This is a genomic window from Streptomyces noursei, assembly GCF_001646665.1.
In the GTDB taxonomy this organism is placed as follows: Bacteria; Actinomycetota; Actinomycetes; order Streptomycetales; family Streptomycetaceae; genus Streptomyces; species Streptomyces lavendulocolor.
The window spans coordinates 78,384-104,004 of the sequence record NZ_LWBU01000081.1; the positions used below are offsets into that span (position 1 = coordinate 78,384).

Here is a 25,621-nt window from a genome sequence, read left to right on the forward strand (position 1 = left end):
CGACCGCCCCCGCACCTGTCAACGCCGGGCCGTATCGCGGACGGTCGACCGCCGGGCCGGTCGCGGACCGCCCCGGACGGTCGAGGCCCCGGACGGTCGCGGACCGGGCGTCCCGTAGCCGGGGGCGCTGCCGTACCGGAGGCGTTGTCGTAGCGGGCGCGTACGCTCGCGTCCATGGGTCTCACTACGTCTGCCGAAGCTCCCCTGCCCGTCGGTGAGGTGTCGCGGCTCATCGGGGGGTGGGTCGACCGGCTCGGTGCCGTCTGGGTGGAGGGGCAGATCACCCAGCTGTCGCGGCGCCCCGGTGCGGGGGTCGTCTTCATGACCCTGCGCGACCCGTCGTACGACATCTCGGTGAGCGTCACCTGCTACCGGCAGGTGTTCGACGCGGTCGCGGACGTGGTCTCCGAGGGCGCTCGGGTCGTGGTGCGCGCCAAGCCGGAGTGGTATGCCCCGCGCGGGCAGCTGTCGCTGCGGGCGACGGAGATGAAGCCGGTGGGGATCGGGGAGCTGCTGGCCCGGCTGGAGATGCTGAAGCGGTCGCTGGGCGCGGAGGGGCTGTTCGCGCTCGACCGCAAGAAGCCGGTGCCGTTCCTGCCGCAGCTGATCGGGCTGGTGTGCGGCCGCGCGTCGGCCGCCGAGCGGGACGTGCTGGAGAACGCGCGCCGCCGCTGGCCGGCCGTCCGCTTCGAGGTGCGCAACGTGGCCGTGCAGGGCGTCCACGCCGTGCCTCAGGTGGTGCAGGCGGTCAAGGAGCTGGACGAGCTGCCGGACGTGGACGTGATCATCGTCGCCCGGGGCGGCGGCAGCGTGGAGGACCTGCTGCCGTTCTCGGACGAGCAGCTCGTCCGGGCCGTCGCCGAGTGCCGTACGCCGGTGGTGTCCGCCATCGGGCACGAGCCGGACGCGCCGCTGCTGGACCTGGTGGCGGACCTCAGGGCGTCCACCCCGACGGACGCGGCCAAGAAGGTCGTGCCGGACGTGGGCGAGGAGCTGGACCGGGTGGCGGGGCTGCGCGACCGGGCGCTGCGCACGGTGCGGGGCCTGCTCGACCGCGAGGAGCGGGGCCTGGCTCACGCGCTGGCCCGGCCCGTCATGGAGCACCCGCGGCGGATGGTGGAGGAGCGGGAGACGGAGGTGGACGCCCTGCTGGCGCGGGGCCGCCGTGTGCTCGGCCACCTGCTGGACCGGGCGGACTCCGAGCTGGCCCACACCCGCGCGCGCGTGGTGGCGCTCTCTCCCGCGGCGACGCTGGAGCGGGGGTACGCGGTGCTCCAGCGGGCGGACGGGTCGGTGGTCCGGTCGCCGGAGGAGGTCGCGGCGGACGAGGAGCTGCGCGCGCGGGTCTCCGGCGGCGACTTCGCCGTGCGCGTGGCCGCCGACGGTGTCGTACCCCGCCCTTAGGGTGGTCCGCATGGCAGCGAACACGACGGAAACGGCGATCGGGTACGAGCAGGCGCGCGACGAGCTGATCGAGGTCGTCCGCCGGCTGGAGGCGGGCGGGACCACGCTGGAGGAGTCGCTGGCCCTGTGGGAGCGGGGCGAGGAGCTGGCCAAGGTGTGCCGCCGCTGGCTGGAGGGCGCCCGCGCCCGGCTGGACGCGGCGCTCGCCGAGCAGGAGGCGCCGGCGGACCGGGAGGAGTGAGGAGCGGGCGGGGCGACGGTCGCGCGGGGGCGGCGAGCCAGGAGGAGTGAGCCTCCGCAACCGGTGTGTGAGGGGACTCACGGGTCACCCACCGCACCGTTAGTTGAAACTTAACCTATCTCGGGCGTACGGTGGACGCATCGCTTGATCCTTTGCGCGTCCGAAAGGCACCAGCATGTCCCTCGTTCTCGACCCCGCCGCCCAGGACCTTCTCTTCCGTGAGGCCCGCACCGCCAACACCTTCACCGACGAGCCGGTCACCGAGGAGCAGGTCCAGGCGATCTACGACCTGGTCAAGTACGGGCCGACGGCCTTCAACCAGTCGCCGCTGCGCGTCGTCCTCGTGCGCTCCGCCGAGGCCCGCGAGCGCCTGGTCCCGCTGATGGCGGAGAGCAACCAGGCCAAGACCGCGTCGGCGCCGCTGGTGGCGATCCTCGCCGCCGACAACGAGTTCCACGAGGAGCTCCCCGGCCTGTTCCCGCACTTCCCGCAGGCCAAGGACGTGTTCTTCGCGGAGCGCCCCGTCCGCGAGCAGGCCGCCGGCCTGAACGCCGCGCTGCAGGCCGCGTACTTCATCGTCGGCGTCCGCGCCGCCGGGCTCGCCGCCGGCCCCATGACGGGCTTCGACTTCGCGGGCGTGCAGAAGGAGTTCCTCGACGCGGACCACACCCCGCTGATGATCGTCAACATCGGCCGGCCGGGCGAGGGCGCCTCGTTCCCGCGCAGCCCGCGCCTCGCCTACGAGGACGTCGTCACCACCGTCTGACACGACGGTCCACGGACCGGCGGCCCCGCGCACCATCCCCCCTGGTGCCCGGGGCCGTCGCCGTTCCACGCTCGCACCGCCGGCGCCGGCACCGTCCCGACCGGCGGGAGCACCCGGTGCGCCCCGGTATCCGCCGGTACGGCATCGCCGCCGGCGGAGACCGGCTCGGCGCCCGTCCGCGCAGGAGCCCGCCAGAATTCCTAGGCCGGCTGGGCCTTCTTCGCCGGGCGCAGCGCCTCGGCCATGCGCGCGAGCTGCTCCTCGGTCGCCGTGCCGGTCACGACCGTCGTCACGCCCTTGTCGCGCAGGACCAGGGCGTCGTACTTCGGGCCCTCCCAGAGCTGCCAGGCCCGGCCCGCCACCTGCCGCGTCCGGCCGGTGTCCCGCGCCTCGTGGGTCACCTCGGAGATGTACTTCCGCGACGCCGCCGTCGACTGCTCGACCGCCACGTACTGCCGGTCCGGGGTGAGGAAGCCGAGGTGCCAGGCGTCGCCCTCCTCGCGGTCGTACGCGACCGAGGTCGGCTTCCAGTCGTCGGCGAGCCCCTCCGGCGCCAGCACCGGGTAGGGAGCCGCGCGCTGCGCGGTCACCAGCTCGACCCGGTAGTCGACCGCCTTGATCGGGTCCGCCTTCTCGTCGTGCGGGATGAAGAGATAGATCACGCCCGCCGCGGCGCAGATGACCGCCATCGACTGGAACATCCCGCGCACTGTCTGCTTGCCACGCATACCTGCCACGCCCCCTATGGTCGCATCAGGGTGGCCTGCTCATACGTGGGCCCCTCTGCTCAATATGTCGACCTACCGATAGAGTCGCAGCACCCTCTTCACTTGCGGCCGTCGCCGTACAGAAAGGTGCGTTCCGATGACCGACAATCATCTGCCGTCCGAGCTCGAGGTCTCTCCCGAGGCTCCCGACCGCAACCTGGCCCTCGAGCTGGTCCGGGTCACCGAGGCCGCCGCCATGGCCGCCGGCCGCTGGGTCGGCCGGGGTGACAAGAACGGCGCCGACGGCGCGGCGGTGCGGGCCATGCGGACCCTGGTCTCCACCGTCTCGATGAACGGTGTCGTCGTGATCGGTGAGGGCGAGAAGGACGAAGCCCCGATGCTGTTCAACGGCGAGCGCGTCGGCGACGGGACCGGCGCCGAGTGCGACATCGCCGTGGACCCGATCGACGGCACCACGCTCACCGCGAAGGGCATGCCGAACGCGATCGCCGTGCTGGCGGCCGCCGACCGCGGCACCATGTTCGACCCGTCCGCGGTCTTCTACATGGACAAGCTCGTCACCGGCCCGGAGGCGGCCGACTACGTCGACATCAACGCCCCGGTGTCGGTGAACATCCGCCGCGTCGCCAAGGCGAAGCACTCCTCGCCCGAGGACGTCACCGTCGTCATCCTGGACCGGCCGCGCCACGAGGGCATCGTCAAGGAGATCCGCGAGACGGGCGCCCGCATCAAGTTCATCTCGGACGGCGACGTGGCCGGTTCGATCATGGCGGTGCGCGAGGGCACGGGCGTGGACCTGCTCATGGGCATCGGCGGCACCCCCGAGGGCATCATCAGCGCCTGCGCGATCAAGTGCCTGGGCGGTGTCATCCAGGGCAAGCTGTGGCCCAAGGACGACGAGGAGCGGCAGCGCGCCCTCGACGCCGGACACGACCTGGACCGTGTCCTCTCCACGAACGACCTGGTCAGCGGCGACAACGTGTTCTTCGTCGCGACCGGCATCACGGACGGCGAGCTGCTGCGCGGAGTGCGCTACCGCGCCGAGACGGCGACCACCTCGTCGCTGGTCATGCGCTCGAAGTCGGGCACGATCCGGCAGATCGACTCGACGCACCGGCTGTCGAAGCTGCGCGCGTACAGCCAGATCGACTTCGACCGCGCGAAGTAGTCCCGCGGCCGGCCACCGGCCGCCGCGACGCGGCAGTCCCGCGGCCGCCGGAACACGGCGAAGGGGCGCCCCCCTGTGCGGTGGGGGCGCCCCTTCGCCGTTCGCGTACCCGCGCCGGAGGAGAACCGCGAGGACCCGGTGCCCCGGGCACCGGGAACGCCGCGGGTGCCGCGGTCAGCCGGCGGCGGCGATGCGGGGGCCGGTGGAGGCGGCCTTCTTCAGCTCCACCTCGCGGCGCCGGCGCCGGGCGAGCACGACGCGCCGCTCGGCCGCCGTCAGGCCGCCCCACACGCCGTACGGCTCGGGCTGGAGCAGCGCGTGCTCCCGGCACTCGACCATGACCGGGCACCGGGCGCAGACCCGTTTCGCGGCCTCCTCCCGTGCCAGCCGGGCGGCCGTCGGCTCCTTGGACGGGGCGAAGAACAAGCCTGCTTCGTCCCGGCGGCACACCGCCTCCGAGTGCCACGGACCGGCCTGGTCCTCCCGCGCCGGAAGGCGCTGGGAGGGGGCGGCGGCGGCGACCTGGAGCGGCTGGGGCGGCAGTTGCAGCACGGTCTACTCCTGACGACGGCTTCGCGAGCGAGAGACGATGCAGCAAGCCCTACCCGCTGTGCGCACGCCTATGCACTGCGTGGCAGTCCGTTCCAGGGGGCGGGACCGCGACCGGCCGGAACCGGCCGTGGCGCGTCAACCACCCAAGTGCTTGCGCAACTTGTGGTGCAGATCGGCGATGATGCTGCCGCGCTTGGGCCGGGCCTCCACGCTGCCGAAGACGGCGTACCCGTTGATCACCACGACCGGGGCCTCGGGGTCCTCGGCCTCCAGGGTGTGGACCTCGAAGTTCCCGAAGACCCCGGTGCCGCCGCCGCGCAGCGTGATGTTCTCGGGCACGCGGACCTCGACGCTGCCGAAGACCGAGACCGCGTCGATCACGGTCAGCCGCTGGGTGAAGACCGCTTCGGTGAGGTCGATCTCGACGCTGCCGAAGAGCGCGAAGGCGTGGGTGCGCGGCCCGAGCCGCCGGCGCCCCTTGCGGGTGGTGCCGGAGAAGACGGCGATCAGCTTGTCGGCCGGGGCGGCCGGGTCGTCGGCGGCGTACGCGTACGCCTGGCGCTGCTGCGGCGCCGCCGCGGGGTGCGGGTACGCGGCGGGCAGGTCCCGGACGAGCGGTTCGAGTTCGCCGAGCGTCTTGGCCCGGTAGACGGCGTCGATGCGCTCGCCGTGCTCCTCCGCGTCGAGCCGGCCCTCGGCCAGGGCGTCCCGGAGGATGTCCGCGATCCGGTCCCGGTCGGCGTCCGAGGCGCGCAGGGCGGGTTCGGCGGGCGCGGGCGGCTGCTGGGGCTGCTTCTCGAGGTCCACCGCCCCAGCCTAGCCAAACGCGATACATCGCGACCAGGGGTGCGCGTCCGGGAACTGAGCCTTACCTCACAGGTCCGGGCGCCTCGGGGCGTTCTACGCTTGTGGGCGCGCTGCCAACGGAGGCCGCGTCGCCGTCTGCCGAGTGAGGAATGGCCGCAATGCCAGAGTTTCAGTACTCCGATCTGCTCCCGCTGGGAGAGGACACCACGCCCTACCGCCTGGTGACCGCCGAGGGTGTGTCCACCTTCGAAGCCGACGGCCGTACGTTCCTCAAGGTGGAGCCGGAGGCGCTGCGCAAGCTCGCCGAAGAGGCGATCCACGACATCCAGCACTACCTCCGCCCGGCGCACCTCGCCCAGCTGCGCAAGATCATCGACGACCCCGAGGCGTCGTCCAACGACAAGTTCGTGGCACTGGACCTGCTGAAGAACGCCAACATCGCGGCGGCGGGCGTCCTGCCCATGTGCCAGGACACCGGTACGGCGATCGTCATGGGCAAGCGCGGCCAGAACGTGCTGACCGCGGGCGAGGACGAGAAGGCCCTGTCGCACGGCGTCTACGACGCGTACAAGAACCTCAACCTGCGCTACTCGCAGATGGCGCCGCTCACCATGTGGGAGGAGAAGAACACCGGCTCCAACCTCCCGGCGCAGATCGAGCTGTACGCGACCGACGGCGGCGCGTACAAGTTCCTCTTCATGGCCAAGGGCGGCGGCTCCGCCAACAAGTCGTTCCTCTACCAGGAGACCAAGGCGGTCCTCAACAAGACCTCCATGATGAAGTTCCTGGAGGAGAAGATCCGCTCGCTGGGCACGGCCGCCTGCCCGCCGTACCACCTGGCGATCGTCGTCGGCGGCACGTCCGCCGAGTTCGCGCTGAAGACCGCGAAGTACGCCTCCGCCCACTACCTGGACGCGCTGCCGTCCGAGGGCTCGGAGCTGGGCCACGGCTTCCGCGACGAGGAGCTGGAGAAGAAGGTCTTCGAGCTGACCCAGAAGATCGGCATCGGCGCGCAGTTCGGCGGCAAGTACTTCTGCCACGACGTGCGCGTGGTGCGCCTGCCGCGGCACGGCGCCTCGCTGCCGGTCGCGATCGCCGTGTCCTGCTCGGCCGACCGCCAGGCCGTCGCCAAGATCACCGCGGAGGGCGTCTTCCTGGAGCAGCTGGAGACCGACCCGGCCCGCTTCCTGCCCGACACCACCGACGAGCACCTCGACGAGTCGGGCGACGTGGTCAGGATCGACCTCAACCGGCCGATGGACGACATCCTCGCCGAGCTGACCAAGCACCCGGTCAAGACCCGGCTGTCGCTGTCCGGCCCGCTGGTCGTGGCGCGCGACATCGCGCACGCCAAGATCAAGGAGCGGCTGGACGCGGGCGAGGAGATGCCGCAGTACCTCAAGGACCACCCGGTCTACTACGCGGGCCCGGCCAAGACGCCCGAGGGGTACGCGTCCGGCTCCTTCGGCCCGACGACGGCCGGCCGCATGGACTCCTACGTGGAGCAGTTCCAGGCGGCGGGCGGCTCCAAGGTGATGCTCGCCAAGGGCAACCGCTCGAAGCAGGTCACCGACGCGTGCGGCACGCACGGCGGCTTCTACCTGGGCTCGATCGGCGGCCCGGCGGCCCGCCTGGCGCAGGACTGCATCAAGAAGGTCGAGGTCGTCGAGTACGAGGAGCTCGGCATGGAGGCGGTCTGGAAGATCGAGGTCGAGGACTTCCCGGCGTTCATCGTGGTGGACGACAAGGGCAACGACTTCTTCACTTCACGGGAACCTGAGCAGCCGACGTTCACCAGCATCCCGGTGCGCGGCCCCGGCCTGGCCTGACCCGACGGAGCGCGCGGGCCCGGTCACCGTCGCGGTGGCCGGGCCCGCGCGCGTGCGGGGCGCCCGCGGGCCGGGCGGGCCTTTGCGGACGCGCGGACGCGCCCTAGGCGAACCGCTGCCTCGCCGTGCCGTCGCACGGCTGGAGCCGCAGCGGGTCCCTGGCCGCGGCGAGGGTGAGGCACAGGGCCGGTGCCGCCGCCGGGCGCAGCGTCGCGCCCTCGCGGACGAACCGCTGGTTGGCCGCGCCCGAGCAGTTCCACAGGACCAGGGCCGTGCCCGCCCGGTAGGCGGCGCCCGGGACGTCCAGGCACCGGTCATGGGTGAGCGCCGTGTGGACCGACCCGCGGCCCGGGTCGTACCACCAGTCCTGGTTCCGCCCCGCGTGGCAGTCCCAGCCGCCGACCGCCGTGCCGTTGCGGGTGACCGCTCCGGTGACGTCCACGCAGGTCCCGGCGGCCTCGCCGCGCAGCGGGGCGAACTTGTCGTCCCACGCCCCCGGCAGCAGCACCGGCCTGCCGGTCGAGGCGGGGTCGGCGCAGCCGGCCTCGCGGACGCCGGCGGCGTACAGCTGGGTGAGGCAGGAGGCGAAGGCGGCGTGGCCGGCCGCGTTCGGGTGGAAGGACTGCCGGACGGAGTTCTCGTCCGGCAGGCCGGGCTTGGACAGGTCGATGTACAGGCCGCGGGCCCAGCTGTCCTCCATGCAGACCTCGTGGCCGTGGAACAGCCGGGAGTTGTCGAGGTACACCGCCCCGGTGTTCGCCGCCGCGCGCCGCATGCCGCGCTCGAACGCGGGTACGGCGGTGTTGCGGCCCCAGACGGTGTCGGAGTCGTGGCCGAGGCCGCCGCAGGCGAGCTTGCCGGGGAAGGCGGGGTTGTCGTGGAAGTCCGGCCCGATGGGGCTCGGGTAGCCCATGACGACGAGCTTGTAGTCGCCGTCGGCGTACCCGGCGTCGCGCATCACGGTCCGCAGGTCGCGGATCGTCCCCTCGACCTTGGGGACCAGCGCGTCGACGCGGGCCTGCCAGCCGGGGGCGTACTTCGGCTCGCACGGGCCCTGGAGGGTGAGGTAGCGGGTGACGCAGTCGGTCATCACCGGGCCGAACTGGAGGTCGTCGTTGGCGCCGGCGACCAGGAGCACCATCCTGATGCGGGTGTTGCGGGCCTTGACGGCGAGGTTGTCGCTCTGGACGAGTTCGTCGGCGTACTGCTTGCCGCCGCCGATGCGGATGTTCGGCGTGGCCGCGCCGGAGCAGGCGACGTTGTAGGTGACGTCGGCGGGGATGCCCGTGCGGTGGATGGCCGCCTGGGGCGAGCGGTGGCACCAGTTGTCGGGGCCGTTGGTCGGGGGCTCGTACGTGCCGACGCCCTCGCCCGAGATCTCGCTGTCGCCCAGGGAGATCAGGCCGGTCTTCCGCTCCGCGAAGGGCCGTTCGGCGGGACTGCCGTACAGCCGGGTGGCCTCGGCGGCGCGGATCGCCTCCAGCTCGGGCGGCAGTGGTACGGATGCGGTGGTGCGGGGTGCGGTCGCGGTGTCCGCCGCGCCGGCGGCGGTCGTCCCACCGAGGGCGGTGGCGAGTGCGGCCGCCGCCGCGACCGTGCAGCGGAGTCCGAACCCTGCTCTGGTACCGGTGCGCGTCATTGCGCCTCCTGGAAGTGGGGTTACCCACGGTTTTTACTGGCCGGTACAGGGCTTGGGAATACGCAGAACAAGACAAGTGCTCAACTTTTCCGGGGGGTTCGGGGGGTCGCCCCCCGAAAGACGCAGCAGGAGGTTGACCGATGAGCCACGAGCAGCGCGACTACCGGATCGAACACGACTCCATGGGGGAGGTGCGCGTCCCCGCCCACGCCAAGTGGCGGGCGCAGACCCAGCGGGCCGTGGAGAACTTCCCCGTCTCCGGCCAGCGGCTGGAGCGGGCCCACATCGAGGCCCTGGCCCGTATCAAGGCCGCGGCGGCGAAGGTCAACGCGGAGCTGGGCGTCCTGGACCGGGATATCGCCGCCGCCGTCCAGGAGGCCGCCGCCGAGGTCGTCGAGGGGCGCTGGGACGACCACTTCCCCGTCGACGTCTTCCAGACCGGCTCCGGCACGTCGTCCAACATGAACGCCAACGAGGTCCTCGCCACCCTCGCCGCGGAGCGCCTCGGCCGTCCCGGCGCGGTGCACCCCAACGACCACGTCAACGCGTCGCAGTCGTCCAACGACGTCTTCCCCTCCTCCATCCACATCGCCGCCACCGCCGCCGTCACCCGGGACCTGATCCCGGCGCTGGAGCACCTGGCGGCCGCCCTGGGGCGGAAATCGGCCGAATTCGCGGACGTCGTCAAGTCCGGCCGTACGCACCTGATGGACGCGACGCCGGTGACGCTCGGCCAGGAGTTCGCCGGTTACGCCGCCCAGGTGCGGTACGGCGTCGAACGGCTGCACGCCTCGCTGCCGCGGCTCGCCGAGCTGCCGCTGGGCGGCACGGCGGTGGGCACCGGGATCAACACCCCGCCCGGATTCTCCGCCGCCGTCATCGCGGAGGTCGCCCGGTCGACCGGGCTGCCGCTGACCGAGGCCCGCGACCACTTCGAGGCGCAGGGCGCGCGCGACGGGCTCGTCGAGACGTCCGGGCAGCTCCGGACGATCGCGGTCTCGCTGACCAAGATCTGCAACGACCTGCGCTGGATGGCCTCCGGCCCCCGCACGGGCCTGGCGGAGATCAACCTGCCCGATCTCCAGCCCGGCTCCTCGATCATGCCCGGCAAGGTCAACCCGGTGATCCCGGAGGCGGTGCTGATGGTCGCCGCCCAGGTGACCGGGAACGACGCCACGGTCGCCGTGGCCGGTGCCGCCGGGAACTTCGAGCTGAACGTCATGCTCCCGGTCATCGCCAAGAACCTGCTGGAGTCGGTCCGGCTCCTCGCCAACGCCGCCCGCCTGCTGGCGGACCGCACGGTCGACGGCATCACCGCCAACGTGGAGCGGGCGCGCGAGTACGCCGAGTCGTCGCCCTCCGTGGTGACCCCGCTCAACAAGTACATCGGCTACGAGGAGGCGGCGAAGGTCGCCAAGAAGTCCCTCGCCGAGCGCCGGACGATCCGCGAGGTGGTCCTCGCGTCGGGGTACGTGGAGCGCGGCGACCTGACGCTCCAGCAGCTCGACGAGGCCCTGGACGTCCTGCGGATGACCCGGCCGTGACCTGGTGTTCCGTACGCCTCCGGGCCCGCCGTCCGTGATCCGGGTCGCGGCGGGGCCGGGGGCGCACCTCTAAGATCTGCGCATGACAGCCGAGACGACGACAGGGAGAGGAACGCGCTCCGGCGGTGCGCGCTGGTCGCCGGGCACGCGGATCCTGTGGCGCTACCGGGACAACGGCGACGGTCACATCCACATCTGCCGGCCGGTGACCGTCGTCCAGGACACCGACGACCTGCTCGCCGTGTGGATGGCGCCGGGCACCGAGTGCGTCAAGCCGGTGCTCGCCGACGGCAGCCCGGTCCACGAGGAGCCGCTCGCCACCCGGTACACCGCGCCGCGCACCACCGTGCGCACCCGGTGGGAGGGGGCGGGCGTGCTGAAGCTGGCCCGGCCGGACGAGCCCTGGTCGGTGTGGCTGTTCTGGGAGGGCGGCTGGCGGTTCCGCAGCTGGTACGTCAACCTGGAGGAGCCACGTACCCGATGGGCGGACGGCGTGGACTCCGAGGACCACTTCCTGGACATCTCGGTGTACCCCGATCGCAGTTGGCTGTGGCGCGACGAGGACGAGTTCGCCCAGGCGCAGCGGAGCGGTCTGATGGGCCCGGCACAGGCCCGGCGGGTGCGGGAGGCGGGGCGGGCGGCGGTCGAGGTGATCCGCGCCTGGGGCACGCCGTTCGCGGACGGCTGGGAGAACTGGCGGCCGGACCCGGGCTGGACGGTTCCGCCACTGCCCGCGGACTGGGATCGCACCCCGGCGCCCACGGCTCCGTGAGACCCTTGATGCGCCCCTGGGGTGCAAACGTAGGATCGTCCTCCGCGCATCAGCGGAGCGGTAACGACTGAGCCAAGAGCAGGAACTGACCGTAAGTCATCCATGGAGGGGGTGGACCGTGCCTGATCCGTGCCCGGATCCGTCACCCCTTGTCGACGCCGCGCTCAGAGCGGGTATAGCGCCTGACAGAGCGATCGCATCGCACCACCGGCCCGGACGGACGGAATCCCACGCGTGACGGAGCATCCCACCTCCCACGAAGGCCGGCAGCCCCTGGCTGCGCGGCCGCAGGAACGCACCCGGCCGCGGCAGGAGACGCCCCCGTCCCCCGCCGCGCCGCCGGTGCCCGCGCCCCTGTCCGCGCCCCGCGCGGGTGCCGCCCAGGCACCGGCGTCCCCCTCCGCGACCGCCTCGGCGCCGGCCGGGGCGTCCGGGCACGCGGGCGGGCCCGGCCGCGGCACCCCGGGCCAGGCCGACGGCGCTCCCGGACGCGGAGCGGGACGCGGCGGCGGACGCGGCGGCGGACGCGGAGCCGCGCCCGACGGACACGTCCCGGCCGCCGGCGGTGCGGGAGCGGGCGCCGGAGGCGCCGGGGGATCGACGGGTGCCGGCGCCGGTACGGGCGGCGTCACCGGCGGCATGCCCGCCGGCACGGCGGGGCCGCTGGAGGGACTGCCCGTCCAGGGCGGTTCCGGCGGCCCGAGCGGCGGCAAGGACCCCGTGGTGGCCGCGCGGCGCGAGGGCGACCGGCTGCGGTTCGTCGGCGCCGCCACGCGGCGCATCGCCCGCGGCATCGACCTGGACGAGATCGTGCTCGGCCTGTGCCGGGCCACCGTGCCGACGTTCTCCGACGCGATCCTCGTCTACCTCCGCGACCCGCTCCCGGTCGGCGACGAGCGGCCCGTCGACCCGTTCGTCCTCCGCCTGCGCCGTACCGACCGGCTGCGTTTAACGGAGGACGAGGCCGACCTCGGACTGTCGGCGGCCGACCCGGAGACCGATCTCGACCTCGGCCCGGCGGCCGAGCTGTGCGAGGTCCAGGCCGGCGGCGCCCTCGCCGAGGTCCTCCGCGGCGTGCGCCCGGTCTTCGGCGACTCGGCGGCCGCCCGCGCCGCGCTGCCCGAACTGCTCGGCGACGGGCGCTGCGTACCCTCCGGCCACCGGGCGATCCTCGCGCCGCTGCGCGGCCGGCGCCGGGTCATCGGCGCCGCCGTGTTCCTGCGCCGCCCCGACCGGCCGCCGTTCGAGCCGAACGACCTGCTGGTGGCTGCGCAGCTGGCCACGCACACGGCGCTCGGCATCGACAAGGCCGTGCTGTACGGGCGGGAGGCGTACATCGCCGACGAGCTCCAGCGCACCATGCTGCCGGAGAACCTGCCGCAGCCGACCGGGGTGAAGCTCGCCTCCCGCTACCTCCCGGCGGCCGAGACCGCCCGGGTCGGCGGCGACTGGTACGACGCGATCCCGCTGCCCGGCAGCCGGGTCGCCCTCGTCGTGGGCGACGTGATGGGCCACTCCATGACGTCCGCCGCCATCATGGGCCAGCTGCGCACCACCGCGCAGACCCTCGCCGGGCTCGACCTGCCGCCGCAGGAGGTGCTGCACCACCTCGACGAGCAGGCCCAGCGGCTCGGCGAGAACCGCATGGCGACCTGCCTGTACGCGGTGTACGACCCGGTCGCGCACCGCATCACCATCGCCAACGCCGGCCACCCGCCGCCGATACTGCTCCACCTCGGCGGCCGGGCGGAGGTGCTGCGCGTCCCGCCGGGCGCGCCCATCGGCGTGGGCGGGGTGGACTTCGAGGCCGTCGAGCTGGACGCCCCCGCCGGGGCGACCCTGCTCCTGTACACCGACGGGCTCGTGGAGTCGCGGCTGCGCGACGTGTGGACGGGGATAGAGCAGCTGCGCGAACGGCTCGCCGCCACCGCCCAGCTGACCGGCCCGGACCACTCGCCGCCGCTGGAGGCGCTCTGCGACGACGTGCTGGACATGCTCGGGCCCGGTGACCGGGACGACGACATCGCGCTGCTCGCCGCCCGCTTCGACGGGATCGCGCCGAGTGACGTCGCCTACTGGTTCCTGGAGCCGGAGGAGCAGGCGCCCGGCCGGGCGCGGCGCCTCGCCCGGCGGGCGCTGGCCCGCTGGGGCCTGGAGGACCTGTCGGACAGCGTGGAGCTGCTGGTCAGCGAGGTGGTCACGAACGCGGTGCGGTACGCGGAGCGGCCGGTGACGCTGCGGCTGCTGCGGACGGACGTGCTGCGCTGCGAGGTCGGGGACGACTCGCCCCAGCTGCCGCGCCAGCGCCGGGCCCGGGACACCGACGAGGGCGGGCGCGGCCTGTTCCTGGTGAACCGGCTGGCCCGGCGGTGGGGCGCGACCCGGCTCTCGACCGGCAAGGTCGTCTGGTTCGAGCTGCCGACCCGGATCTGAGGCGTTCGCACACACGGAACGGCGGTGGCCGGGCCCCTGGTGAGGGGCCCGGCCACCGCCGTCGTGCCGGGTCGGGTCCGCGGCCGTCCGCGGGTCAGGGCCTGGGGGGCTTGAGGTCGCCCTCCGTGCCGCCGTCGGCCGGGTCCCCGGTCGGGTCGCCGCCGCCGTCGCCGCCGCCCGTGGTGCCGACGGTGTCGCCGTCGTCGGTGGGGTCGTCCGTCGGGGTGCCGGTCGGCGTCGGGATCGACGGCGTACGGGTCGGGGTGGACGGCGTACGCGTGGGTGTCGGCTCCTCGGTGGGCGACTCGGTCTCGGTCGGCTCCTCGGTGGGCGACGCGGACTCGGAGGGCTCCTCGGTGGGCGACGTCGTCGGGTCCGGCCGGGACGGGGCCGCCGTCTCGGCGACGTCCAGGTCGAACCGGGCGTCGGAGCCGCCGTCGAGGGCGCCCAGCGTGTAGTCGGCCCAGATGCGGGCGGGGAAGCCGCCGCCGTTGGCGCGGCCCGAGTCGGCGGTGCCGGTGAGGGTGACCTGCCTGCCCTTGTCGGCGTCCTCGCCGAACAGCGCGACGACCGTGGCCAGTTCGGGCGTGTACCCGGCGAACCAGGCCGACTTGTTGTTCTCCGAGGTGCCCGTCTTGCCGGCCGCCTGGTAGGCGGAGGTGCTGGCCTCGTGGCCGGAGCCGTTGCGGACGACGCCGGTGAGGGCGGCGGTGACGGTGTCGGCGCTCTCGCGGCTGATGACCCGCTCGCCGACCGGGGGCTCGGTGCGCTCGAAGGTGCGGCCCTTGTGCTCGGCGGACTTGACGATCGTCGGGGTGACCTTTTTGCCGTGGTTGTCGAGGGTGGCGTACACCCCCGCCATGTCCCAGGTCGAGGCGCCCATGGTGCCGAGGGACATCGCGGGCTGCTCGACGAAGCCGTCGCCGTCCTTCATGCCGAGGGCGAGCGCGGTCTTCTTCACCTCGGCGGGCTCGGCGTCCACGATCATCTGGGCGAAGACGGAGTTGATGGACTTGTTCATCGCCTCCTGCACGGTGACCGGGCCGTAGCTGCGGTCGTCCTCGTTCTGCGGGGCGAACGGCGTCTCGCTGCCCTCGACGGGGCGGCGGCTGGTGCCGTCGTAGAGGGTGTTGAGGCCGATCTCGTCGCCGTCCTGCGTCTCGGCGCCGTTCTCCAGGGCGGAGGCGAAGACGAGCGGCTTGAAGGTGGAGGCGGGCTGGTAGTCGCGGCGGGTGGCGTTGGACATCCAGTGCTCGGTGGCGCCGGCGCCGCCGTACAGCGCGACGACGCTGCCGGTCTTCGGGTCGACGGAGGTGGCACCCGCCTGGACGGTCGCGTCGACCTTGTTGTCCTTGCGGTCGAGGCGGGCCTCCAGCTGCTCGTCGACCGCCTCGACGAGCTCCTTCTGGCGCTTCTCGTCGATGTTGAGCGTGATGGTCCAGCCGCCGGCGTCGATGTCCTTCTCGCTGATGCCCTGGTCGACCATCTCCTGCTTGGCGGCCGCGACGAGGTAGCCGGTCTGGCCCTCCATGCCGGGGGCCGCCTTGGGCTTCTGCGGCACCTGGAACTTCTGCGCGGCGCGCTCGGCCCGGTCGAGCCAGCCCTCCTCGACCATGTTGTCCAGGACGTAGTTCCAGCGCTCCCTCGCCAGGTCGCGGCCGGTGGAGGTCGCGATGGCCCAGTCGTACTGGTTGGGGGCCTGGAGCAGCGCGGCGAGGTAGGCGCCCTGGGACACGGTCAGCTTCTCGGCGTCGACGCCGTAGTAGGCCTGGGCGGCCGCCTGGACGCCGTACGCGCCGCGGCCGTAGTAGCTGGTGTTCATGTACCCGGCGAGGATGGCGTCCTTGTCCATCCGCTGGTCGACCTTGAGGGAGATCACCAGTTCCTTGAGCTTGCGGCTGACCGTCTGGTCCTGGTCCAGGTAGTAGTTCTTGACGTACTGCTGGGTGATGGTGGAGCCGCCCTGCTTGCCCTTGCCCTGGAGGGTGTTGAGCAGGCCGCGGGCGGTGCCCATGAAGTCGACGCCGGCGTCCTCGTAGAAGGTCTTGTTCTCGGCCGCGACGAACGCCTTCTCCACGTCGTCCGGGATCTTGTCCAGGCCGACGATCTCCCGGTTGATCTCACCGGTACGGGCGAGGATCTTGCCGTTGCTGTACCGGTAGACGTTGCTCTGCATCGTCGCCTGGGCGTTCGCCGAGGGCACCGGGACGAGCAGGTAGACGACGTAGAACGCGCCCATCGCGAGCAGGCAGATCACGAAGAAGCCGCCCAGCAGCTTCTTCCAGGTGAAGAACCGGCGTATGCCCGCGCCTTCGGTCTTCGCACCGCGCGCTCCGCGTTCCCGCGCTCCCGCTCGACCCATCGCTCCGTCGCTCCGCTCTGCTCATCTGCGAATCAGCTCAGCAAACTAACACCACGGGTACGTACAAAGCTCAACGGATCCGGTCTTTTCCGGACGTGACAATGAGCACCCGTATCACTGGAACCGACTCCTCAGGGGTGCGAAGGGTTGCCACCCGCGATAAAGTGATATCACTTTGCTAGACGATCCGGACCGGAGAGACGGGGGCACCATGACCACGAACGACCGCGCCGCACTCGCGGAGGACCTGCCCGAGATGCCCGCGCCACGCGTACGCGAGTTCGCCGCGCACAGCATCGGCGGCGGGCTCGCCCTGCTGCTCGGCCTGGCGGGCCTGGCCGCCGGCGTCTGCCTGGTGGTGGCGGGCGCCGCCACCGGCGCGACGGGGGTGAAGGTGACGCTGATCCTCGTCGGCGTCCTGGTCGGCATCGCCTCGTTCCTCGCGATGTGCGGGCTGAACATGGTGGCGCCGGGCGAGGCCCGGGTGGTGCAGCTCTTCGGGCGGTACCGCGGCACGATCCGCACCGACGGCCTGCGCTGGGTCAACCCGTTCACCTCGCGGGCGAAGATCTCCACCCGGGTCCGCAACCACGAGACGGCCGTGCTGAAGGTGAACGACGCCTACGGCAACCCGATCGAGCTGGCCGCGGTCGTGGTGTGGAGGGTCGAGGACACCGCGCAGGCGATGTTCGAGGTCGACGACTTCCTGGAGTTCGTCTCCACGCAGACCGAGGCCGCCGTGCGCCACATCGCGATCGAGTACCCGTACGACGCGCACGACGAGGACGGACTCTCCCTGCGCGGCAACGCGGAGGAGATCACCGAGAAGCTCGCCGCCGAGCTGCACGCGCGCGTGGAGGCCGCGGGCGTCCACATCATCGAGTCGCGCTTCACCCACCTCGCGTACGCCCCGGAGATCGCCTCCGCGATGCTCCAGCGCCAGCAGGCCGGCGCGGTGGTCGCGGCACGGCGGCAGATCGTGGACGGCGCGGTCGGCATGGTCGAGGCGGCGCTGGAGCGGCTGGAGGACCGGGACATCGTCGAGCTGGACCCGGAGCGGAAGGCGGCGATGGTGTCCAACCTCATGGTGGTGCTCTGCGGCGACCGGGCGGCACAGCCGGTGCTGAACACGGGCACGCTGTACCAGTGACGCCGTCCGACCGCCGCCCGCGCAAGCAGGTGCTGCTGCGGCTCGACCCGGGGGTGTACGAGGCACTGGCGCGCTGGGCGTCGGACGAGCTGCGCAGCGCGAACTCCCAGATCGAGTTCCTGCTCCGCAAGGCCCTCGCCGACGCGGGCCGCCTCCCGTCCGCCCCCGGGCCCCTCCCCCGCCGTGGCCGCCCGCCCAAGGAACCCCCGCCCCCGCCGGCGGCCCCACCGGGCGCCCCGCCGGAATGAGCCCGTTCTCCCGCGGGGCCACCGGCGCCCCGCGGGAGAACGGCACGCGGGCCGTATACGTCGCGTGTATACGCCCGATGTACAGTCGTTGCCCATGTCCATCGGTCACACCCTCCTCGGGCTCCTGGAGTCCGGCCCCCGCCACGGTTACGACCTCAAGCGCGCGTTCGACGAGAAGTTCGGCCACGACCGGCCGCTGCACTACGGCCAGGTCTACGCGACCATGTCGCGGCTGCTGAGGAACGGGCTCGTCGAGGTCGAGGGCATCGAGCCCGGCGACGGACCCGAGCGGAAGCGGTACGCGATCACCGAGGCCGGCGTCACCGACGTCGAGGGGTGGCTGACACGGGCCGAGAAGCCCGAGCCGTACCTCCAGTCGACGCTCTACACCAAGATCGTCCTCGCCCTCCTCACCGGCCGCAGCGCCGCCGAGCTGCTCGACACCCAGCGCGCCGAACACCTGCGGCTGATGCGGGAGCTGACCCGCCGCAAACGGGACGGCGACCTCGCCGACCAGCTCATCTGCGACCACGCCCTGTTCCACCTGGAGGCAGACCTCCGCTGGCTGGAGCTGACCGCCGCACGGCTCGGGCAGCTCGCGGAGGCGGTCGGGGGCACCGCCCGATGAGCGCCCTGCTGCGCGCCGAGGGGATCGGCAAGGCGTACGGGCGGACGCCGGCGCTCGTGGACGCGGACCTCACCGTCCGGGCCGGCGAGGTCGTCGCCGTCATGGGCCCCTCCGGGTCCGGCAAGTCGACCCTGCTGCACTGCCTGGCCGGCATCGTGCGCCCCGACACGGGGACGGTCACCTACGACGGCCGGGACCTCACCACCATGTCCGACGCCGCACGCAGCGCGCTGCGCCGCGGCGACTTCGGGTTCGTCTTCCAGTTCGGGCAGCTCGTCCCCGAGCTGACCTGCGTCGAGAACGTCGCCCTGCCGCTGCGCCTGGGCGGTGAGCGCCGCAGGGCCGCCGAGCGCAGGGCCCACGAGTGGCTGGAGCGCCTGGAGGCCGCGGACGCCGCCGGCCGGCGCCCCGGCGAGGTGTCCGGCGGCCAGGCGCAGCGCGTCGCGGTGGCCCGCGCGCTGGTCACCGCGCCGCGCGTGGTCTTCGCCGACGAGCCGACCGGCGCCCTCGACTCGCTCAACGGCGAGCGGGTCATGCGGCTGCTGGGCGAGGCCGCCCGCGACACCGGCGCCGCGGTCGTCCTGGTCACCCACGAGCCCCGCGTCGCCGCGTACTCGGACCGCGAGGTCGTCGTGCGCGACGGGCGGATCCGCGACCTGATGGGCGCCCCGTGATACGCGACCTCCTCCTGGGGGCCCGGTTCGCCGTCACCGGCGGCCGGCCCGGCTGGGCCCGTACCGTCCTCACCGCGCTGGGCGTGGGGTTCGGCGTCACGCTGCTCCTGGTCGCCGCGTCGGTGCCGAGCATCCTCGAAGGCCGGGACACCCGGCACCAGGCGCGCGACCTGACGTCCGGCGAGTCCGGGGCGCCCCGCTCCGACCGCTCGTTCCTGTACGCGGACGCCTCCACCCTCTTCCACGACCGGCCCGTGCGCGGGCTGCTGCTGCGCCCCGACGGCGCGCACGCCCCGGCCCCGCCGGGAGTGGCCGCGCTCCCGGGGCCCGGCCGGATGGTCGTCTCACCTGCCCTGGACCGGCTGCTCGCCTCGCCGGAGGGCGCGCTGCTGAAGGAGCGGCTGCCGTACGGGATCGCCGGCCGCATCGGCGACGCGGGGCTGGTGGGACCCGCGGAGCTGGTCTACTACGCCCACCGGGCGGCCCTCACCGACGCCACCGCCGACGGCCGCGGCGCGGGCTTCGGCCACAACGTCGGCGTCGACCGGCCCTCCAGCGCCTTCCTGCTGCTGCTGATCGTGGTGGCGTGCGTGGTCCTGCTGCTGCCGGTCCTCGTCTTCGTCGCCACCGCCGCCCGCTTCGGCGGCGAGCAGCGCGACCGGCGGCTGGCCGCGCTGCGGCTGGTCGGCGCGGACATCGCCATGACGCGCCGCATCGCCGCGGGCGAGGCCCTGGCCGGAGCGCTGCTGGGCCTGCTGGCCGGCACGGGGCTCTTCGCCCTGGCGCGGCGGTTCGCGGGCCGGGTGACGGTCTGGGACGTCAACGCCTTCCCGGCGGACGTGGTGCCCGTTCCCGCGCTGGCCGCGCTGGTGGCGGTGGTGGTGCCGCTGTGCGCCGTGGTGGTGACGCTCGCGGCACTGCGCGCGGTGGTGATCGAGCCGCTGGGGGTGGCCCGGCACACGGCGTCCCGGCCGCGCCGGGTGTGGTGGCGGCTGCTGCTGGTCGCCGCCGGCCTGGCGCTGCTGCCGGTCGGGGGGCCGGTCGCGCTGGCGGAGACCACCTGGGAGATGGCGCCGGTGGCGGGCGGGGCGCTGCTCGTGCTCACCGGCGTGACGACGCTGCTGCCGTGGCTGATCGAGACGGTGGTGCGGCGGCTCCGGGGCGGTCCGGTGCCGTGGCAGCTGGCCGTGCGCAGGCTCCAGTTGAGCAGCGGGACGGCGGCCAGGGCGGTCGGCGGCATCGTGGTGGCGGCGGCCGGGGCGATCGCGCTCCAGATGCTGTTCGGGGCCGTCCAGAGCGACTTCATGCGGCCGACGAACATGGACTCCGCGCGCGCCCAGCTGAGCATGCGGCTCGACCGCGGGCAGCCGGACGCTCCGCGCGAGGTGGTCCGCGAGCTGTCGGCGGCGCGGGGGGTCACCGGGGCGGCCGCCACGCTGGAGGCCTCGGTGCGGCGCCCGGGGCCGCCGCGCGCCGGCGAGGACTTCGCGCCGACGACCTCCCTCACCGTCGCCGACTGCCCGTCGCTGCGGGAGCTGGGCCGGCTGCCCTCGTGCCGGGACGGCGACGTGTTCATCGCCCGCTCCCACGGCGGGGACGGCCCGGACGACGCCTACCTGGCGAGGACGGCCCGCCCGGGCGCCCTGGTCGACCTGCGGGACGAGGGGGAGCCGCCGCTGCTGTGGCGCGTCCCGGCGGACGCCCGCACGGTGGAGGGGCGGCCCGATCCCATGGGCTGGACGGCGTTCGGGATCCTCGCCACGCCCGCGGCGATCGACGCCGGGAGGCTCGGCGCGCCTGCCCTGACCGCCTGGGCCCGGCTGGACCCGGCGGTGCCGGACGCCGAGGAGCACGCCCGTAACGCGGCCGCCCGGATCAGCCCGACGATGCGGGTGGACACCGTCCGGAACATGGAGCGCGACGAGCGGTTCACCAGCGTCGGCCGGGGCGTGTTCGCCGCCGCGACGCTCACCATGGCGCTGGTCGCGGTGTCCCTGCTGGTGTCGATGGTGGAGCAGCTGCGGGACCGCAGGCGGCTGCTGTCGACGCTGGTCGCGTTCGGTACGCGCCGCTCGACGCTGGCGTGGTCGGTGCTGTGGCAGACCGCCGTCCCGGTCGCCCTGGGCATGGTCCTGGCGGTCGCCGGGGGGCTGGGCCTCGGCGCGCTGCTGCTGGCGCTGATCGGCAAGCAGGTGGCGGACTGGTGGGTGTTCTGGCCGGTCGCCGGGGTCGGCGCGGGTCTGGTGGCGGCGGTGACGCTGCTGAGCCTGCCGCCCCTGTGGCGCCTGATGCGCCCGGACGGCCTGCGCACCGAGTGACGGGGGCGGCGGGCCGGGCGGCTCAGCGTCCCGGCTCGACGACCCGGACGGGCAGGGCCCGCATCGCCTCCCGCAGGGCGCCCGCCAGTTCCTCGAACTCGGCCTGGCGGGCCGCGCCCGTGCGCATGGCCAGCGCGACCCGCCGGGAGGGGGCCGGGTCGGCGAACCAGCCGGTCACCAGGTGGTCGGTGCGCCCGGTCTCCACCGTGACGGCGGTGCGCGGGAGCAGGGTGACCCCGAGGCCGCCCGCGACCAGCTGGACCAGCGTCGAGAGGCCCGCCGCGGTGGTGGTGACCGCGGCGCCGTCCTCGCGCCCCGCCTCGCGGCAGATGTCGAGCGCCTGGTCGCGCAGGCAGTGCCCCTCGTCGAGGAGGAGCAGCCGCAGTTCGCGCAGCGCGTCGCGCGGGATGTCGGTGCGCCCGCCCAGCCAGTGGTCCTCGGGCGTGACCAGGACGAAGTCCTCGTCGAACAGGGGCAGCTCGGTGACGCCGGGCACGCCCAGCGGCACGGCGAGCAGGAGCAGGTCGAGCCGCCCGGCGGCCAGCCCCTCCAGCAGGGAGGAGGTCTGCTCCTCGTGGACCTGGAGGTCCAGGTCGGGGTACCGCTCGTGGACCAGCCGCAGCACGGTGGGCAGCAGGTAGGGCGCGACGGTCGGGATGACGCCGAGCCGGAGGACTCCGGTGAACGGCGCCTGGGCCGCCTCGGCCTCCTCCATCAGCTCGCCGACCGTGTCCAGCACCGCCCGGGCCCGGACCGCGAGCCGCTCCCCGGCCGGTGAGAGCAGCACCTTGCGTGTCGTACGCTCCAGCAACTGGACACCGAGTGCCTCTTCGAGTGCCGAAACCGCGCCCGAAAGGGCGGGCTGGCTCATACCGATCGCGGCGGCCGCGTCCCGGAAGTGCAGGTGCTCGGCGACGGCGACGAAGGCCCGGAGCTGGGCCAGACTGGGCTGCTTACCCTTATATACGGACACACTGATAACCACCTTCGATCAACACGACCAAGTCTAGCTATTTCACTGATCAATGCACGCCGTGCCATGCTGGGGCTCCGTCCAACCCCCACGGAAGGCCTCAAAAGGGACTTCCCAGCTGCAAGGAGAGCGTGTGCTCACTGTCGGTGACCAGTTCCCCACGTACGACCTGACCGCCTGTGTGTCGCTGGAGAGCGGCAAGGAGTTCGCGCAGATCGACCACAAGGCCTACGAGGGCAAGTGGCGCGTGGTGTTCTTCTGGCCGAAGGACTTCACCTTCGTCTGCCCCACCGAGATCGCCGCCTTCGGCAAGCTGAACGACGAGTTCGCCGACCGCGACGCCCAGATCCTCGGCGTCTCCGGCGACTCCGAGTTCGTGCACCACGCCTGGCGCAAGGACCACGCCGACCTGCGTGACCTGCCCTTCCCGATGCTCGCCGACTCGAAGCACGAGCTGATGCGCGACTGCGGCGTCGAGGGCGAGGACGGCTTCGCGCAGCGCGCCGTCTTCATCGTCGACCCGAACAACGAGATCCAGTTCTGCATGGTGACCGCCGGCTCCGTCGGCCGTAACCCCAAGGAGGTCCTGCGGGTGCTGGACGCCCTGCAGACCGACGAGCTGTGCCCGTGCAACTGGAGCAAGGGCGAGGACACCCTCGACCCGGTCAAGCTCCTGTCCGGCGAGTGACGGGACGGCTGATCTGACATGGCTCTCGACGAACTGAAGTCCGCCATACCGGACTACGCCAAGGACCTGAAGCTGAACCTCGGCTCGGTCATCGGCAACAGCGAGCTGCCCCAGCAGCAGCTCTGGGGCACGGTCCTCGCCTGCGCGATCGCCTCGCGCTCGCCGAAGGTCCTGCGCGAGCTGGAGCCGGAGGCCAGGGTCAACCTGTCGCCCGAGGCGTACCAGGCGGCCAAGTCCGCCGCCGCCATCATGGCGATGAACAACGTCTTCTACCGCACGCGTCACCTCCTCTCCGACCCGGAGTACGGGACGATGCGCGCCGGTCTGCGGATGAACGTCATCGGCAACCCGGGCGTGGAGAAGGTCGACTTCGAGCTGTGGTCGCTCGCCGTCTCCGCCATCAACGGCTGCGGCATGTGCCTCGACTCGCACGAGCAGGTGCTGCGCAAGGCCAGCGTGGACCGCGACACGATCCAGGAGGCGTTCAAGATCGCCTCGGTGATCCAGGCGGTCGGCGCGACGCTCGACGCCGAGGCCGTCCTCTCCGAGGCCGTCCTCGCCGAGTAGTCCTCCGCGTCACCGGACGCACGAAGGGGCCCACCGACTCCGTGTCGGTGGGCCCCTTCCGTACGCCCGCGGGGGCGCTCAGCAACGGAGTTCGGTCATCAGCGCCCGCATGTCCGAGACCATGCGGTCCTTCATCCCGGTCAGGGCGGCCTTGTCGGGGGGCGACGGCTCCTCCTGCGACTCGGGGTCGTAGTCGACCTGCGCGCTGAGGAAGAGCGTCAGCACGGCCTGCCCGTCGAGCACCTTCAGCGCGGCGAAGCCCTCCTTGTCCTGGGCGAAGAACGCGCGCTCCCCCAGACCGGACAGCGGCTCCCACTCCCACTCGTCCCACACGCCGACGGTCTCCGCCGGCTCGAACTCCGGCCCCGGGTCGGTCTTCTTGTGCAGGACGTAGGAGAGGTCGGCGCCGAAGGAGGACTCGTCCGTCCCGAAGGTCACCGAACAGTGCGCCTGGTCCAGCGCCTCGTGGCTCTCCTGCACGTCCGCCGTGCCGTCACCGCGCTCGCCGTACGCGGCCGCCAGTGCGGGCAGCTTCGCCTCCGCGCACAGGTCCTCGCTGGCCCGGTAGCCGCCCAGGTCGGGCCCCTTGGCCTGGTACGCGTACAGCCCGCCCGCCCAGAGCGCGGACGCCACCAGCGCGCCGCCGACCGCCCACAGCCACGGGCGCCCCGCCGGCCGGCGCCCGCCGTCCCCGTCCCCCGGCGGTTCGATCAGGTCGGTTCCGCCGTGGGGCGGCATCCCGTGGGGCGGCGGTATCGGTACGTCCCCGTCGTCGCCCACGAGTTCCGGCTCGGATATCACTCGCCCTCCTTGGCGGGGCCCTGCGGCCCCGGTGCCGGTTCCGCCCCGTACGCGGTCGCCCCGTGCGCCGGCGCGGTCCGCAGCGCCTGTTCCTCGCTGTACGCCCGCAGGTAGCCCACCACCGTGTTGGTGACGGCGACCAGCGGGACGGCCACCACGGCGCCGCCGATCCCGGCGACCAGACCGCCGGAGGCGACGGCGAGCACGACGGCCAGCGGGTGCACCCGTACGGCCCGGCCGAGGATGAACGGCTGGAGCACGTGCCCCTCGATCTGCTGCACCGCGAGCACCACCAGCAGCACCATCAGCGCGGTGAACACGCCCTGGGTGACCAGGGCGACGATGACGGCCAGCGCGCCCGAGACGACCGCGCCGACCAGCGGGATGAAGGAGAAGAGGAAGATGAACACGCCCAGCGGCACGGCCAGCGGCACGTCGAGGAAGTAGATGCCGAGGCCGATGAAGATGGCGTCGATCATCGCGACGATCACCGTGCCGCGCACGTAGGCGGTGAGGGTGCGCCAGGCGCGCGGGCCGGCGCCCGCGACCCCGGGACGGGCCTGGGCCGGGACGAGTTTCAGCCACCAGGTCCACACCTTCTTGCCGTCGTACAGCAGGAAGAGGGTGGAGAACATGGTCAGCAGGATGCCCGTGAGGATCTCCACCATCACGGTCACGCCCTGCAGACCGGCGGTGGTGATCTCCTCGGTGTTCGTCCCGATCGTGTCGCTGAGGTTCTTGGCGATGTCGTTGATCTGCTGCTCGGTGACGTGGAAGGGGCTGTCGAGCAGCCAGGCCTTCAGCTCGTCGATGCCGTCCCTGACCCGGTCGGAGATGTCGCCCAGGTTGTCCATCACCTGCCAGACCACGAACCATCCGACCAGCCCCATGATGACGAAGCCGGTGATGGCGGTGAGGGCGGTGGCGAGCCCGCGCGGCAGGCCGAGCCCCCGCAGCCGGGCCACGGTGGGCTGGAGCAGGGCGGTGATCAGCAGCGCGGCCACGAACGCGAGGACCACCAGCTGCACTTCGGCGATGACCTTCATCAGCACCCACAGGGTGCCCGCGAGCACCAGCAGCCGCCAGCCCGCCTCGGCCGCGACGCGCATGCCCCAGGGGATGGCGGCCACCGGGTCGGGCCGCGCGGCGACGGCGGGCGCGTACGTGGGCGGCGCGGGCACGCTCTCGGGTACGGCCGCCGGCTCGTCACCGGGCTCGTCCCCGGACACACCCGCGGCTCGGCGCTCTTCCAACCGCTGTCCCATCCGGGTCAGGCCGGCGCCCACTCTGCCGAGCCACCCTGGCACTTTCGACATGATCTTCTCTCTT

23 protein-coding genes are annotated in these 25,621 nt (G+C 73.0%); 15 read left to right on the forward strand and 8 right to left on the reverse strand.

What is annotated here, in order from left to right; genetic code table 11:
- The first annotated feature begins 174 nt into the window (after nucleotides 1-174).
- The 3 genes from xseA to A4V12_RS06910 all read left to right on the forward strand — a co-directional run bounded on the left by xseA (nucleotide 175) and on the right by A4V12_RS06910 (nucleotide 2,411).
- A complete protein-coding gene (gene xseA / locus A4V12_RS06900) occupies nucleotides 175-1,404 on the forward strand; it encodes an exodeoxyribonuclease VII large subunit (RefSeq protein ID WP_064068321.1) in 1,230 nt (409 codons plus the stop codon).
- A gap of 10 nt (nucleotides 1,405-1,414) precedes the next feature.
- Nucleotides 1,415-1,645 (forward strand): exodeoxyribonuclease VII small subunit, encoded by a 231-nt coding sequence (locus tag A4V12_RS06905; protein WP_064068417.1) that lies wholly within the window; start codon nucleotides 1,415-1,417, stop codon nucleotides 1,643-1,645.
- 175 nt (nucleotides 1,646-1,820) lie between these two features.
- Nucleotides 1,821-2,411: a malonic semialdehyde reductase gene (locus tag A4V12_RS06910; RefSeq protein WP_064068322.1), complete on the forward strand. Its 591-nt coding sequence runs from the start codon at nucleotides 1,821-1,823 to the stop codon at nucleotides 2,409-2,411.
- 200 nt (nucleotides 2,412-2,611) lie between these two features.
- On the opposite strand, the gene A4V12_RS06915 is transcribed toward A4V12_RS06910, so the two are convergent.
- Nucleotides 2,612-3,139 carry a DUF4245 domain-containing protein gene (locus tag A4V12_RS06915; protein WP_199831232.1) on the reverse strand — a complete coding sequence of 176 codons (528 nt, stop codon included), beginning with the start codon at nucleotides 3,137-3,139 and terminating at the stop codon, nucleotides 2,612-2,614.
- Nucleotides 3,140-3,275: 136 nt separating this feature from the next.
- On the opposite strand from A4V12_RS06915, the gene glpX reads away from it, so the two are divergent.
- Nucleotides 3,276-4,307 carry a class II fructose-bisphosphatase gene (gene glpX, locus A4V12_RS06920; protein ID WP_064068324.1) on the forward strand — a complete coding sequence of 344 codons (1,032 nt, stop codon included), beginning with the start codon at nucleotides 3,276-3,278 and terminating at the stop codon, nucleotides 4,305-4,307.
- Nucleotides 4,308-4,481: 174 nt separating this feature from the next.
- Here the strand turns inward: glpX and A4V12_RS06925 are convergent, their stop codons facing one another.
- On the reverse strand, nucleotides 4,482-4,859 hold the full coding sequence (locus A4V12_RS06925; protein ID WP_064068325.1) for a WhiB family transcriptional regulator: 378 nt from the start codon (nucleotides 4,857-4,859) through the stop codon (nucleotides 4,482-4,484).
- Between the two features lie 135 nt (nucleotides 4,860-4,994).
- Entirely contained in the window at nucleotides 4,995-5,666 is a 672-nt protein-coding gene (locus A4V12_RS06930) for a DUF1707 SHOCT-like domain-containing protein (protein WP_064068326.1), read from the reverse strand.
- A gap of 149 nt (nucleotides 5,667-5,815) precedes the next feature.
- On the opposite strand from A4V12_RS06930, the gene A4V12_RS06935 reads away from it, so the two are divergent.
- Nucleotides 5,816-7,495, forward strand: coding sequence for a fumarate hydratase (locus tag A4V12_RS06935; protein ID WP_064068327.1), 1,680 nt, complete (start codon nucleotides 5,816-5,818; stop codon nucleotides 7,493-7,495).
- 103 nt (nucleotides 7,496-7,598) lie between these two features.
- On the opposite strand, the gene A4V12_RS06940 is transcribed toward A4V12_RS06935, so the two are convergent.
- Nucleotides 7,599-9,134 carry a ricin-type beta-trefoil lectin domain protein gene (locus tag A4V12_RS06940; protein WP_064068328.1) on the reverse strand — a complete coding sequence of 512 codons (1,536 nt, stop codon included), beginning with the start codon at nucleotides 9,132-9,134 and terminating at the stop codon, nucleotides 7,599-7,601.
- Nucleotides 9,135-9,274: 140 nt separating this feature from the next.
- On the opposite strand from A4V12_RS06940, the gene A4V12_RS06945 reads away from it, so the two are divergent.
- The 3 genes from A4V12_RS06945 to A4V12_RS06955 all read left to right on the forward strand — a co-directional run bounded on the left by A4V12_RS06945 (nucleotide 9,275) and on the right by A4V12_RS06955 (nucleotide 13,883).
- Nucleotides 9,275-10,678, forward strand: a complete 1,404-nt coding sequence (locus A4V12_RS06945) for a class II fumarate hydratase (protein WP_064068329.1) — start codon at nucleotides 9,275-9,277, stop codon at nucleotides 10,676-10,678.
- An 82-nt stretch (nucleotides 10,679-10,760) separates the two neighbouring features.
- Complete coding sequence (gene fomD, locus A4V12_RS06950; protein WP_064068330.1) at nucleotides 10,761-11,450, forward strand: cytidylyl-2-hydroxypropylphosphonate hydrolase; 690 nt, start codon at nucleotides 10,761-10,763, stop codon at nucleotides 11,448-11,450.
- 234 nt (nucleotides 11,451-11,684) lie between these two features.
- A complete protein-coding gene (locus A4V12_RS06955; RefSeq protein WP_064068331.1) occupies nucleotides 11,685-13,883 on the forward strand; it encodes a SpoIIE family protein phosphatase in 2,199 nt (732 codons plus the stop codon).
- Nucleotides 13,884-13,977: 94 nt separating this feature from the next.
- Here A4V12_RS06955 and A4V12_RS06960 read toward each other — a convergent pair whose 3' ends face one another.
- The gene (locus A4V12_RS06960; RefSeq protein ID WP_064068332.1) at nucleotides 13,978-16,245 is read right to left on the reverse strand and encodes a transglycosylase domain-containing protein; all 2,268 of its coding nucleotides are present in this window, start codon (nucleotides 16,243-16,245) and stop codon (nucleotides 13,978-13,980) included.
- Between the two features lie 211 nt (nucleotides 16,246-16,456).
- Between A4V12_RS06960 and A4V12_RS06965 the strand changes: the two genes are divergently transcribed.
- From A4V12_RS06965 to A4V12_RS06985, 5 genes are all read left to right on the forward strand, one after another.
- On the forward strand, nucleotides 16,457-17,395 hold the full coding sequence (locus A4V12_RS06965) for an SPFH domain-containing protein (RefSeq protein ID WP_064068333.1): 939 nt from the start codon (nucleotides 16,457-16,459) through the stop codon (nucleotides 17,393-17,395).
- Nucleotides 17,392-17,643 (forward strand): hypothetical protein, encoded by a 252-nt coding sequence (locus tag A4V12_RS06970; protein ID WP_064068334.1) that lies wholly within the window; start codon nucleotides 17,392-17,394, stop codon nucleotides 17,641-17,643. Before A4V12_RS06965 ends, A4V12_RS06970 begins: the two co-directional genes overlap by 4 nt.
- Before the next feature lie 94 nt (nucleotides 17,644-17,737).
- Nucleotides 17,738-18,271: a PadR family transcriptional regulator gene (locus A4V12_RS06975; protein WP_064068335.1), complete on the forward strand. Its 534-nt coding sequence runs from the start codon at nucleotides 17,738-17,740 to the stop codon at nucleotides 18,269-18,271.
- Nucleotides 18,268-18,945 (forward strand): ABC transporter ATP-binding protein, encoded by a 678-nt coding sequence (locus A4V12_RS06980; protein ID WP_064068336.1) that lies wholly within the window; start codon nucleotides 18,268-18,270, stop codon nucleotides 18,943-18,945. The genes A4V12_RS06975 and A4V12_RS06980 overlap by 4 nt, the downstream gene beginning before the upstream one ends.
- Nucleotides 18,942-21,263 (forward strand): ABC transporter permease, encoded by a 2,322-nt coding sequence (locus A4V12_RS06985; protein WP_064068337.1) that lies wholly within the window; start codon nucleotides 18,942-18,944, stop codon nucleotides 21,261-21,263. Before A4V12_RS06980 ends, A4V12_RS06985 begins: the two co-directional genes overlap by 4 nt.
- A 22-nt stretch (nucleotides 21,264-21,285) precedes the next feature.
- On the opposite strand, the gene A4V12_RS06990 is transcribed toward A4V12_RS06985, so the two are convergent.
- The gene (locus A4V12_RS06990) at nucleotides 21,286-22,236 is read right to left on the reverse strand and encodes a LysR substrate-binding domain-containing protein (RefSeq protein WP_064068338.1); all 951 of its coding nucleotides are present in this window, start codon (nucleotides 22,234-22,236) and stop codon (nucleotides 21,286-21,288) included.
- A 133-nt stretch (nucleotides 22,237-22,369) separates the two neighbouring features.
- Here A4V12_RS06990 and A4V12_RS06995 point away from each other — a divergent pair, with 133 nt between their 5' ends.
- Together A4V12_RS06995 and A4V12_RS07000 are read left to right on the forward strand one after the other, a co-directional pair.
- On the forward strand, nucleotides 22,370-22,924 hold the full coding sequence (locus A4V12_RS06995) for a peroxiredoxin (RefSeq protein ID WP_064068339.1): 555 nt from the start codon (nucleotides 22,370-22,372) through the stop codon (nucleotides 22,922-22,924).
- Nucleotides 22,925-22,942: 18 nt separating this feature from the next.
- Nucleotides 22,943-23,491, forward strand: coding sequence for an alkyl hydroperoxide reductase (locus A4V12_RS07000; protein ID WP_064068340.1), 549 nt, complete (start codon nucleotides 22,943-22,945; stop codon nucleotides 23,489-23,491).
- A 78-nt stretch (nucleotides 23,492-23,569) separates the two neighbouring features.
- Here A4V12_RS07000 and A4V12_RS07005 read toward each other — a convergent pair whose 3' ends face one another.
- Together A4V12_RS07005 and A4V12_RS07010 are read right to left on the reverse strand one after the other, a co-directional pair.
- Nucleotides 23,570-24,292, reverse strand: a complete 723-nt coding sequence (locus A4V12_RS07005) for a hypothetical protein (protein ID WP_064068341.1) — start codon at nucleotides 24,290-24,292, stop codon at nucleotides 23,570-23,572.
- Nucleotides 24,289-25,608 (reverse strand): AI-2E family transporter, encoded by a 1,320-nt coding sequence (locus A4V12_RS07010; protein ID WP_064068342.1) that lies wholly within the window; start codon nucleotides 25,606-25,608, stop codon nucleotides 24,289-24,291. The genes A4V12_RS07005 and A4V12_RS07010 overlap by 4 nt, the downstream gene beginning before the upstream one ends.
- Nucleotides 25,609-25,621 lie beyond the last annotated feature (13 nt).